Genomic DNA, 11,641 nt, shown 5'->3' on the forward strand with positions numbered 1-11,641 from the left:
AAAGACACTCATTCAACTGGATGGGTGCTTTTCGTGATTACACACGCAGTTGCTTTATGGTTTCATGTGTAGTAGAACAGAAGAAAAGGGAGGAAATACATATGGCATACAAATGGGAGATAAAAGTAAGAGCAAGTGAGACGGATGGATTGGGACATGTAAGTAACATTAGTTATTTTATTTATCTGGAAGAAGCACGGATTGAATTATTCCGTGAACTGAATGGCTCCATGGATTTGGAAAATTGGCCGTTTATTTTGGCGTCTGCTTCGTGTGATTATGTCCAGCAGGCCTATTTCGATGAGGTGCTTCAGATATCGACGACAGTACAGCACATTGGACGATCAAGCTTTACCCTGCATCACGAGATCACCTGTGAACGGGGAGTGATCGCCCGCGGAAGGTCTGTGGTGGTTCATTTTGATTTTGAGGCACAGAAAAGCGCCCCGCTCCCGGAAACATGGAGATCGATTCTATCAGAACAGCAGTCAGCCAATAACTAAAAAGCCGGGGAGTGCCCGGCCGGACTCCCCGGATTCATTACCATTCCTCATCTGATTTAGGAGAACGATAGGGACGGAAATGACCGGTGGCCCACCGTTCGTGGGTCCGCTTTTCAATCCGTTCATAACAATCATCACACATATACGTGTGAATAGGCCGGTTCCGTAATTTTTTGGCAAGCGGGTCATTATCATTCAAATCATGCACGGTATCACAAATGACACATTTTACTTTCATATATCTTCACTCCTGTAATTGTCGCTCCGCGCTTTAAAAAAGAGGCAAGTACATTATAACATGGCAGGAGGGCAGTACATATTGCTTTGCAAAATTCCAGGCAAATCATGAAAGACGGAAAGGATTTTCATGATGTTTTGTCTAATACTACTAGTAAGCGGAATTTTTCCGCTGATTCACAAGATATACATCAAGATGTAAAGGGGGCAGTGTCATGCCGAATAAAGTCGAATCATCGTTAAGCAGTGAACTATTAACACTTTTAAGGCAGGAAAGGTATGTTACCTTATCGACTGTGGATCATGAAACCAACAGCCCGAGTGTGAGCGCCATTTCCTGGCTGTATGCACTGGATCAGAAAACACTCCGTTTTTGTGTGGAGAGCCGTTCTATTATTTTAGATAACTTGAAAAAAAATAACCAGATGGTCATCACGTTTATTGGAAATGGTTCCACTTATGCTATTTCAGGAAAAGGAAAAATTTTAGCCGAAGAAATCGAGAATATGCCGATAAAACTCGCCTTGATAGAATGCAGCGTAGAAGAAGTAAAAGACATCATGTTTTATGGAGCGAAAATGATTCATGAACCGGAATTTGAAAAAACGTATGATGCAGAAGCAGCATCTAAACTAGACAGTCAAGTGATGGATGCGATGAAAAGGGCTTCTTCCGGCTAGAACCTGGTCAGCTCTTTTTTTGATACAAAATTAATTTATAATTGTGTATTTTTTACGTCAATATTGTCCAAGTTGAAGCATATGAAAGAACAAGAACTATTTTAAATGGGAAGTACTATATTAATCCTCCGTCCGCGTTTTTTCATCCTTTTGAACGACGGAAACAAGTTTCATCATTGAATGGGGAGGAACTATTTTGAAAAAAATATATGTTATAGATACAAACGTTTTACTGCAAGAGCCCCGTGCCCTATTTCAATTTGAAGATAACGAGGTGGTCATCCCCGCAGTTGTTTTAGAGGAAATAGATGCGAAAAAAAGGTATATGGATGAACTTGGACGAAATGCAAGGGAAGTATCGAGAATTTTGGACAGTCTCCGGGATAAAGGGAAACTTCATGAAGGAGTTCCGCTTGAGGAAGGTGGAACCGTTCGGGTGGAGTTAAATCATCGTTCTATGCAGCATTTGAAAGAGACGTTTACGGAAGTCACCAATGATAACAGAATACTGGCAGTAGCGATGAATCTGCAGGCGGAACAGGAGAAAGCCAGCAGTCCAAAAAAAGTTATCATTGTAAGTAAAGATGCGCTTGTACGAGTGAAGGCCGATGCTCTTGCGATAAAAGCCGAAAACTTCCTGAATGACCGGGTTACCGATTTTGATCACATCTTTAAAGGAAAACTGTACAAAGATGTCCCTCTGGAAACGTTGAATATGTTTTTTGAAAACCATAGTCTTCCTGTCTCTGTTATAGAAAAGGACAAAGTGTACCCTCATCAATTCATTATTTTAAAAGATGCCCTTGGCACGTCGGCCTCAGCGGTCGGAAAAGTAGATGAAACAGGACAGTGGATCAGGCCGTTCATAAGCGATTCAGAGCACATATGGGGGATTAAACCCCGCAATGTGGAACAGAAAATGGCTCTGGAATTGCTGCTGCACAACGATATACCGCTGGTAACGTTAACCGGAAAAGCCGGCACTGGGAAAACGCTGCTGTCGTTAGCGGCAGGTTTACTGCAGACAGAAGATTTAGGAAAATACAACAAGCTGCTGGTGGCACGGCCTGTAGTGCCTATGGGAAAAGATATTGGATTTTTGCCGGGGGAAAAAGAAGAGAAGCTGCGTCCATGGATGCAGCCTGTTTTTGATAATTTGGAATATCTATTTAACACCAAAAAACCAGGTGAATTGGATCAGATCCTTGCAGGGATGGGGTCCATTCAGGTCGAAGCGTTAACATATATCCGCGGACGGAGTATTCCCGATCAATTTATCATTATTGATGAAGCACAGAATTTAACAAAACATGAAGTAAAAACGATTTTAACCCGGGTGGGAGAACGAAGCAAAATTGTGTTTATGGGAGATCCTGCTCAAATTGACCATCCCTACCTTGATGAATTAAACAATGGCTTGGCCTATATTGTTGAAAAATTTAAGGATAAGCAGATAAGCGGTCATGTAAAGCTTGAAAAAGGAGAACGATCGGGGTTAGCCCAATTAGCAGCCGATATACTATAACCGTCATTTAAGCTAAGCTTTGGAACTGCTTAGAAAGGGAAACCAGAGTTCTCCCCGATTTGATTAGTTTACACGAAACCCTGTCACGTGTGTGATGGGGTTTTCTTTATTGCTGCCGTCCCCGTAATAAATATGAATAGGACCGGTTTCTTTTAATGGTTCTCCATTATCGGAAAATCCAGCCACAAAGGCATAAGCCTCTTGCAGAGAAACAGGAAATTCGCCGCCATCCGCTGTTTCAACGATGACCTCAGATGCCGCTGGTTCAGGCTCACTATTGCTTAGAAAAGATTGAAAAGGAATGGCAAACGTCCCATGGATAAGCTGTTCTTTTTTTGAACGGACTTCATTGGTTTCGGGCCGTTTAGGTGCTTCCACTCCTTTGGTCAGCTCTTTGTCCCATTGCCGGGAAACAGATCTTTTGTATGCTTCTTCCTCTTCTTTCTTTCGGTCCGCCTCTCCGGTCCATGTTCTTAAATCAATTTTCCGTTCATCAAAAATCCAAACCGTAGGATCAATCGTAATTGGATAGTTGACGTTTCCATGAATAAACACGATGAAATCCAACTGAGTTTCCTCCTTCTTGACGTATCTTTTCTATCCTAACATATTTTCTGCCCTGTATGAGAACGAACCCCTTCGTTCAAACTAATTTTTAGAAAACGAACGTGGGGAGGAACGTATTAAAAAGGCATCCTGGAAAATGAAGGGGAGATCAGATCGTGGAATTGTTTATATCGGAAAAGGATCTATGTTCGCTGATGAATGCTATTCAGCCTGCTTCCAAATCAGGCACACTGGCTTCCTATATTCCGGCATTGCTGGATGCGGATCCAGAGGCATTTGGCTGTGTCATTTATAAAGGAGAATCTTTCATTGAAGCGGGCAGAACGAAAGACAGGTTTACGCTGCAGAGTGTCTCAAAAATCGTGAGTCTGGCTCTTGCTTTAATGGACCAGGGGGAAGAGCAGGTGTTCTCCAGAGTTGGAATGGAACCAACAGGTAATCCTTTTCACACCATACAGGCCCTGGAAAAAGAAAAACCCTCCAAGCCTCTAAATCCTATGATTAATGCAGGGGCTCTGGTAGTTACGAGTCTGCTGGAAGGTAACAGCGGGGAGGAAACGATCGGGCGATTTCTAGCCTTTCTCCATGAATTAACTGGAAATCCGTCCATTCATATTTGTGAAAAGACAGCGGCCTCTGAACGAAAACACGCGGATTTAAATCGCTCTCTCTGTTACTTTTTAAAAAGTCATGGAGTGTTGAAAGGCGATGTGGAAGGCACACTTGACATCTATATCAATCAGTGTTCTGTGCTGATGACCTGCAGGGATTTGGCCCGGATTGGAAGCATTATAGGTAATGAAGGACGGGATCCTGAAACCGGCAGGGGCATCCTTCCGCCGCGTATTGCTAAAATAATTACGACGTTTATGGTTACCTGCGGAATGTACAATGCTTCCGGATCGTTTGCTATTAAAGCGGGTATTCCGGCAAAAAGCGGGGTCTCCGGGGCCCTGCTTGGATGTCTGCCGGATGGCACAGGAATAGGCGTTTACAGCCCTCCGCTGGATGAAAAAGGAAATAGCGCAGCAGGGGTCCGGCTGCTGGAGACACTTTCTGAAAAATATGATTTAAGTATATTTTCATCCCAAAACCGAGTCTAGTTTATTTTGTAACAGCCATTATTTTTCAAAAAATTTTTAGGAGGTTCTTTCGCGCGTTCTGTTGCATTTTTATAATATAGCCGATATGATAGTAAGCAGGAGCTAATTAACAGGAGGGATCATCTTGAGCGTTGAGGCGCAAACGGAACATAAAGAGAAAGCATACGCCCTGCTTAAAGCTGACGCAGAACGGATCCGGAAATTAATCGAAGTGCAGATGGACAATCTCACACTGCCCCAATGCCCTCTTTACGAAGAGGTTCTGGATACGCAGATGTTCGGGCTTTCCCGCGAAATCGACTTTGCGATACGCCTGAATTTAATCGATGAAGATACAGGCAAACAGATTTTATCAGAATTAGAGAGGAAACTGGCTGCGTTTCATGAAGCAACGGTTGGCAGTAAATAAAAAGAACCAGGCTATTCCATGGAGTAGCTTGGTTCTTTTTTACCACTACTGAAAACCGAAAGTTTTTCAAACTGTTTTATATGGCTTTATACCATGGGTTTTCTTCTATGAATCTATATAGGGAAAAACAAAATTTTTTGACAGATTTTCTAGAAGTGTTATGATAAATTATATTTAGAATTGTCAGTAAAAAAATAAAAAAAGCAGTATCTTTTTGCAACTTACTGAGTGGAGAGTAACTATACCAAGGAGGAATTTGATGAATGGCTTAGGGAACATCAGAAAGGTTATGGTAGCTAACCGTGGGGAGATCGCGATACGGATTTTCCGCGCGTGCACCGAACTACATATCCGTACGGTGGCCATATATTCGAAAGAGGACACGGGCGCTTTTCACCGCTATAAAGCAGATGAAGCTTATTTGGTTGGAGAAGGCAGAAAACCGATTGATGCGTATTTGGATATTGAAAGCATTATTGAAACAGCAAAAGCCAATGATGTAGACGCGATTCATCCGGGTTACGGATTTTTATCTGAAAATCTTGAATTCGCTGAACGGTGTGAGCAGGAAGGGATCATTTTTATTGGCCCCGGCACGGAACACCTTCATATGTTTGGAGATAAGGTGAGAGCAAGGGAAACAGCGATTAACGCCGGAATTCCTGTTATACCTGGAAGCGACGGGCCGGTTTCCGGACTGGACGAAATTAAACAGTTTGCGGACAAACATGGATATCCGTTTATCATCAAAGCTTCGCTTGGCGGCGGCGGACGAGGTATGAGAATTGTCCGTAGTGCGGAGGCGCTGGAGGAAGCGTATGACCGTGCAAAATCCGAAGCAAAATCTGCCTTTGGAAGTGACATTGTCTATGTAGAGAAGTTTATTGAAAATCCAAAGCATATCGAAGTGCAGATACTCGGGGATCATGATGGAAACGTTGTCCATCTTTATGAAAGGGACTGCTCGGTGCAGCGCCGTCATCAAAAAGTCGTTGAAGTAGCACCCAGTGTATCACTCAGTGAAGAGCTGCGTGAAAACATCTGTGAAGCAGCTGTAAATCTGGCCAAAAATATTAACTACTTCAACGCAGGGACGGTTGAATTTCTTGTTAACGCTAAAGAAGAGTTTTTCTTCATCGAGGTAAATCCTCGGGTTCAGGTGGAACATACGATTACCGAAATGATTACCGGCGTTGATATTGTACAGTCCCAGTTATACATTGCTGCCGGCAAGTCTTTACATGGAGAAGAATTGAACATCCCGCAGCAGAAGGATATTAGAACGATCGGTTATGCGATCCAGTCCCGTGTTACCACGGAAGATCCAGCTAATAATTTTCTCCCGGATACGGGAAGGATTAACGCATATCGTTCAAGCGGCGGCTTTGGCGTGCGGCTTGATGCTGGAAACGGTTTTCAGGGAGCTGTTATCACCCCGCATTATGACTCGCTGCTCGTAAAAGTATCTACCTGGTCTCTGAACTTTGAGGGAGCGGCAGCGAAGATGCTCCGAAACCTGAGAGAGTTCCGGATACGGGGTATCAAAACCAATATTGCTTTTCTGGAGAATGTCGTACAGCATGACGATTTTCTTTCTGGAAAGTATGATACTTCCTTTATTGATTCCACGCCGGAATTGTTTGTTTTTCCAAAACGGAAAGACCGCGGGACAAAGATGCTCACCTTTATCGGTGAAACCATTGTAAATGGGTATCCCGGCCTGGAACATGAGAAAAAACCGGTATTTGAGCAGCCCGAACTGCCGGCCATTAAGAAGAGTGAACCGGTCCCGGAGGGTGCTAAACAGATTCTGGACAAAAAAGGTCCGGAAGGCCTGGCAGAGTGGGTGAAAAGTAAAAAGGAAGTCCTGTTAACAGATACAACATTCCGGGATGCCCACCAGTCGCTGCTTGCTACTCGTTTCCGTACCCATGATTTAAAGAAAGCGGCAGAACCTACAGCACGGCTGCTTCCGAACCTATTTTCCGAAGAAATGTGGGGCGGGGCGACCTTCGATGTAGCGATGAGATTTTTGCACGAAGATCCCTGGGAAAGGCTTCTGCTCCTGCGTGAAAGAATGCCGAATGTATTAATGCAGATGCTGCTGCGTTCTTCAAATGCTGTCGGCTATAAAAACTATCCGGACAATGTGATCAAGGAATTTGTGGAAAAATCAGCGGATGCCGGAATTGATGTCTTCCGAATTTTTGATTCCCTGAACTGGGTGGAAGGCATGCGCCTTACTATTAATGAAGTAAGGGAACAGAACAAAATCGCGGAAGCAGCCATGTGCTACACAGGAGACATTCTTGATCCAAAACGGGACAAGTATGATTTGAAGTATTATAAAGGTCTGGCGAAAGAACTCGAACAGGCAGGGGCTCACATTCTGGGGATTAAGGATATGGCCGGCCTGTTGAAGCCGGAAGCAGCCTATCAGTTGATTTCTGAACTGAAAGAAACCATCGATATTCCGGTGCATCTGCACACTCATGATACGAGCGGAAACGGAGTTTTTTCTTATGCGCGTGCTATTGAAGCGGGTGTAGATATCGTTGATGTTGCGGTAAGTTCAATGGCCGGACTGACCTCCCAGCCTAGTGCCAACAGTCTGTATTACGCACTCAAAGGGAGCTCCAGACAGCCGAACATTGATATTAAAGCACTGGAAGAACTTAGCCAGTACTGGGATTACACAAGAAAATACTATCAAGGCTTTGAAAGCGGAATGAATGCTCCGCATACAGAAGTGTATGAACACGAAATGCCGGGCGGACAATACAGTAACCTGCAGCAGCAGGCAAAAGCGGTAGGATTAAAAGGCCGCTGGAATGAAGTGAAGAAAATGTACCGGCGTGTCAACGATATGTTCGGTGATATTGTGAAAGTAACCCCTTCTTCTAAAGTGGTTGGGGATATGGCCCTTTATATGGTTCAGAATGACCTGACCGAAGATGATATTTATGAGAAAGGAGAAAACCTTGATTTTCCGGATTCGGTGGTGGAATTGTTTCAGGGCCACCTTGGTCAGCCGTATCAAGGTTTTCCAAAGGAACTTCAGCGTATCATCTTGAAAGGTCGAGAGCCGATCACAAACCGGCCCGGGGAAAATCTGGAACCGATCAACTTCCAGGAAATCAAGGAAGATTTGTATCATAAACTGGACCGCCAGATTACGAGTCATGACATGATTTCTTATGCCTTATATCCAAAAGTATTCATGGATTTTGAGAAGTTCCGTCAGCAGTTCGGGGATGTATCCGTACTAGATACTCCTACATTTTTCTACGGACTTCGTCTTGGTGAAGAAATAGAGGTCGAAATTGAGCAGGGAAAAACACTGATTGTAAAGCTCATTTCTATTTCGAAACCGCATGATGACGGCAACCGTATTGTTTATTTCGAACTGAACGGCCAGCCCCGCGAGGTCATTATTAAAGACCAGAACGCTAAAACAACAGGAACCGAACGTCCGAAAGTTGATAAAATGGATCCAAACCAAATCGGAGCTTCCATGCCTGGCACCGTCGTGAAAAAACTTGTCCAAAAGGGAGAAAAAGTGAAAAAAGGCGATCATCTTATGATTACAGAAGCCATGAAAATGGAAACAACGGTACAGGCTCCTTTTGATGCAGAAGTGAAAAACGTACATGTGACCGACGGCGACACCATTGAATCCGGAGACTTATTAATCGAACTTGAGAAGTAAATTTATTGTGGTTATAGGAGGAAAAAAAGCAAAAAGTATTGGGAAAGACAGCGTGTCGTGATTCCTGTTATAGACTTCAGCGAAGTCAAAATACGCAGACTCCAGCTCAGAACAGCATGTGTTTTGAGACGGCAGGCAGCGGTTTTCTGCTGAGGGCCCGCGGGAGTCGGGTCAGGTCAGCGACCGCCATGCGGGACGTTCTCCGGTAAAGAAGACACTGGGACAACGACCACAGGAAGTTGGAGGAGAGGCCGCCCTTGTGCCCTGAGGGTGGAAGTGGAGTAGGTGGACGCAGAAACAGGAATACACAAAAATTCCCGAACGATTTATATAAACCGTTCGGGAATTTTTAATCTTTTAATGGTTTGTCCAAGCCCCTCTTTTTCTCTGAGGACAGAGCAGTATTTAAACAGGTGCCCCGGCCGATGGAATAAAAAAGCATTCTTCCGGGTACAAGGAAAATACATTTCTAAGAAGGAAATTCAAAAAAAGTATCGAAATATGTCATGGTGATTCAAATGATGGTATCTCCTGAAGATTGTCCACTATGAGCCCCGCTTTATATGAACATCCTCGAAAGTTTGAAATGTTTAAAGGAGACGAAGTGTTGATGGAAATTAGAAAAATGAATCCTTCCCAGATGCGGCAGAGCCTTGAATTGGATCAGTTTGCTTTTCAATTCGAGTTTTCCAAGGAAGAAAAGAAGAATCACGAACGCATAATGAAACCGGAAAACACGTGGATTGCTGATGAAGCCGGACAAATGTTATCAAAAGTGACGATTTTACCGATGGAAGTCTTTGTCGGAGGGATAAGCATGCCGATGGGCGGAATTTCAGGAGTTGCAACCTGGCCCGAGTCCCGGCGGGGCGGATTAGTGCGTAAATTATTAAATGCCGCACTAAACGATATGAAACAGAGAGGGTATGTTTTATCCTTTCTCTATCCCTTTTCTGTAGGTTTTTATCGCAAATTTGGATGGGAGCTGTTTTCAGATGCAATCACCTGGCGGATAAAGAAAGAACAACTCCCAAGAACAGGGGAAATAAAAAACGGTTCGATCCGGCGTATCCCGCCTGCAGAATGGCCAACGCTGCAGGAAATATATCAACCGTTTGCTTATTCCTACAGTGGAATGGTTAACCGGGATGAATCATGGTGGCGCTATACTGTATTAAAAAAGAAAAAAGGACAAATAGCAGTATATTCAAATGAAAATGGTGAAGATACAGGCTATTTGATTTATCAGGTAAAGGATCAACTGATGAAAGTACATGAATTCGTAGCATTGGACGAGTCTGCCAGAGCCGGAATGTGGAGCTTTATTGCAAATCATGATTCTATGATCGAAAAAGCTGAAGTGAAGCCTGCAGCCAATGACCCAAGTCGTTATATGATGGATGATCCCACCATAGAAGAAAAGCGGGAGAGCTATTTTATGGCCAGAATTGTAGACATGAAACGTTTTTTAGAGCTATACCCGTTCGAACTGGATAAGGCAGAGGAACTTGTCCTTGAAATAAATGATAAAGGAGCTCCGTGGAATAACGGTGTATTCACGATTCGCAGGGAGGAATCGTTCAACGAAGTGGAACATTGGAAGGAAGGCTCAGGAGATAAAATAACGATGGATATCAACACCGCGGCGGCTGTATTCCTGGGTTACTTACCGGTGAATGCCGCTGCAGGTACAGGAAAAATGCTGGCATCTGAAAACACAAAACAAAAGTTGGCTGATGCTCTAGCGGCAGAAAGTCCATTTATATACGACTTTTTCTAATAGAAAAGTGGAGCGGACCCGCTCCACTTTTTAAAGGGAATTTTTACGGGTGATCACCATTCCCATGTACCCGAGTATTGTAAATAATATGGTGATGGTTAATGAATGAAACAGGGCTGGAGGAAGATAGGTATCCGCATATAAAATGGATACGCCGGCAGTGGCCTGAATCAGTACTAAAATAAATACAGCCATGCTTCCCCAAAGCAGACTTTTGTGGCTGCGGAAATCACGAATCGTCCACAGCAGCAAGACAAGGAGAAGTACTGCCAGAGCCACCGCTGCAAAACGGTGAATCATGTGGATACTAAGCTGATACCCAAGCCCCCCGCTCAAATCAGGTATAAGGCGGCCGTTACAAAGCGGAAAGCCACCGCACACATACGTAGCTTCACTGTGTTTGACATAGGCCCCTGTATAAATGACGATGTAACAATATACCAGAACAAAAAAAAGATAGTTTCTGTAAGGCTTTGAAACTTGAACCGCGGGCACCGATGATGCGTTTTGTTCAAAGGAAAGCACCGTCAACAGGGCTACAGAGGCAAAAGATATGGTCGAGATTCCAAAGTGAAGGGCAAGAACCAGATCCGAGTTCCCCCAAATAACAGCGCCAGCCCCCATTAATCCTTGGAAGATAATAAATAATACGGCCATTAGAGCCATAAATTTTGTTTCGCGAAGATGGGACAGTGTGTTCCATGACCACACCGCTAGTATAATAACAAACAGCCCCATCAGTCCGGACCAGGCGCGGTGGGTATATTCAATGAGGGTTTCTACAGCGGGGGACCGGGGAAAAAATTCACCAAAACAAAGCGGCCAGGTCGCCCCGCAGCCTTCGGCAGACCCGGTTTTTGTTACCAGGGCTCCCTGCAGTAATACAATCAGCATCCCTAACGAAGTAATAATGCCAAATATTTTTAAACCTTTATTCAAATCCTTTCACCTCCCGTCGCTGGACGGCTGGAATTTCATCCAATATGGCAACACTTTCATCGTAATGAAACGAGAGGAAAAAAGTCAATTTATAAAAAATGAACATTTTCATATTTGAGTAAAATGTGAAGATACTGTGAAACTTGTGAAACTAATGAAACATGAGGCACTTTAAGCTATAATAGCTGT

10 protein-coding genes are annotated in these 11,641 nt (G+C 43.8%); 7 read left to right on the forward strand and 3 right to left on the reverse strand.

Features of this window, described 5'->3' with window-relative positions; genetic code table 11:
- The first annotated feature begins 101 nt into the window (after nucleotides 1-101).
- Nucleotides 102-503: an acyl-CoA thioesterase gene (locus G475_RS0103535; RefSeq protein WP_026700087.1), complete on the forward strand. Its 402-nt coding sequence runs from the start codon at nucleotides 102-104 to the stop codon at nucleotides 501-503.
- Between the two features lie 37 nt (nucleotides 504-540).
- Here G475_RS0103535 and G475_RS0103540 read toward each other — a convergent pair whose 3' ends face one another.
- Nucleotides 541-741 carry a YlaI family protein gene (locus G475_RS0103540; RefSeq protein ID WP_026700088.1) on the reverse strand — a complete coding sequence of 67 codons (201 nt, stop codon included), beginning with the start codon at nucleotides 739-741 and terminating at the stop codon, nucleotides 541-543.
- Nucleotides 742-955: 214 nt separating this feature from the next.
- On the opposite strand from G475_RS0103540, the gene G475_RS0103545 reads away from it, so the two are divergent.
- Nucleotides 956-1,420 (forward strand): pyridoxamine 5'-phosphate oxidase family protein, encoded by a 465-nt coding sequence (locus G475_RS0103545; protein WP_026700089.1) that lies wholly within the window; start codon nucleotides 956-958, stop codon nucleotides 1,418-1,420.
- Nucleotides 1,421-1,616: 196 nt separating this feature from the next.
- A complete protein-coding gene (locus tag G475_RS0103550) occupies nucleotides 1,617-2,945 on the forward strand; it encodes a PhoH family protein (RefSeq protein WP_026700090.1) in 1,329 nt (442 codons plus the stop codon).
- Nucleotides 2,946-3,008: 63 nt separating this feature from the next.
- Here the strand turns inward: G475_RS0103550 and G475_RS0103555 are convergent, their stop codons facing one another.
- Nucleotides 3,009-3,512, reverse strand: a complete 504-nt coding sequence (locus G475_RS0103555; protein WP_026700091.1) for a hypothetical protein — start codon at nucleotides 3,510-3,512, stop codon at nucleotides 3,009-3,011.
- 194 nt (nucleotides 3,513-3,706) lie between these two features.
- Between G475_RS0103555 and glsA the strand changes: the two genes are divergently transcribed.
- The 4 genes from glsA to G475_RS24175 all read left to right on the forward strand — a co-directional run bounded on the left by glsA (nucleotide 3,707) and on the right by G475_RS24175 (nucleotide 10,513).
- Nucleotides 3,707-4,615, forward strand: a complete 909-nt coding sequence (gene glsA / locus G475_RS0103560; protein WP_051302154.1) for a glutaminase A — start codon at nucleotides 3,707-3,709, stop codon at nucleotides 4,613-4,615.
- A 124-nt stretch (nucleotides 4,616-4,739) separates the two neighbouring features.
- Nucleotides 4,740-5,024: a YlaN family protein gene (locus G475_RS0103565; RefSeq protein ID WP_026700093.1), complete on the forward strand. Its 285-nt coding sequence runs from the start codon at nucleotides 4,740-4,742 to the stop codon at nucleotides 5,022-5,024.
- A gap of 259 nt (nucleotides 5,025-5,283) precedes the next feature.
- On the forward strand, nucleotides 5,284-8,733 hold the full coding sequence (gene pyc / locus G475_RS0103570) for a pyruvate carboxylase (RefSeq protein WP_026700094.1): 3,450 nt from the start codon (nucleotides 5,284-5,286) through the stop codon (nucleotides 8,731-8,733).
- A 610-nt stretch (nucleotides 8,734-9,343) separates the two neighbouring features.
- Nucleotides 9,344-10,513 (forward strand): GNAT family N-acetyltransferase, encoded by a 1,170-nt coding sequence (locus tag G475_RS24175; RefSeq protein ID WP_169728506.1) that lies wholly within the window; start codon nucleotides 9,344-9,346, stop codon nucleotides 10,511-10,513.
- Nucleotides 10,514-10,543: 30 nt separating this feature from the next.
- On the opposite strand, the gene G475_RS0103585 is transcribed toward G475_RS24175, so the two are convergent.
- Complete coding sequence (locus tag G475_RS0103585; protein WP_026700096.1) at nucleotides 10,544-11,452, reverse strand: COX15/CtaA family protein; 909 nt, start codon at nucleotides 11,450-11,452, stop codon at nucleotides 10,544-10,546.
- Between the last annotated feature and the right edge of the window lie 189 nt (nucleotides 11,453-11,641).

The organism is Salibacterium aidingense DSM 18341, from assembly GCF_000429685.1.
Taxonomy (GTDB): Bacteria; Bacillota; Bacilli; order Bacillales; family Marinococcaceae; genus Salibacterium; species Salibacterium aidingense.

What these genes read in the sequence shown, in the direction of transcription:
- glsA (WP_051302154.1), top strand. Translation starts at nt 3,707, where the DNA reads ATGAATGCTATTCAGCCTGCTTCCAAATCAGGCACACTGGCTTCCTAT.
- G475_RS0103540 (WP_026700088.1), bottom strand. Translation starts at nt 741, where the DNA reads ATGAAAGTAAAATGTGTCATTTGTGATACCGTGCATGATTTGAATGAT.
- G475_RS24175 (WP_169728506.1), top strand. Translation starts at nt 9,344, where the DNA reads ATGGAAATTAGAAAAATGAATCCTTCCCAGATGCGGCAGAGCCTTGAA.
- pyc (WP_026700094.1), top strand. Translation starts at nt 5,284, where the DNA reads ATGAATGGCTTAGGGAACATCAGAAAGGTTATGGTAGCTAACCGTGGG.
- G475_RS0103535 (WP_026700087.1), top strand. Translation starts at nt 102, where the DNA reads ATGGCATACAAATGGGAGATAAAAGTAAGAGCAAGTGAGACGGATGGA.
- G475_RS0103545 (WP_026700089.1), top strand. Translation starts at nt 956, where the DNA reads ATGCCGAATAAAGTCGAATCATCGTTAAGCAGTGAACTATTAACACTT.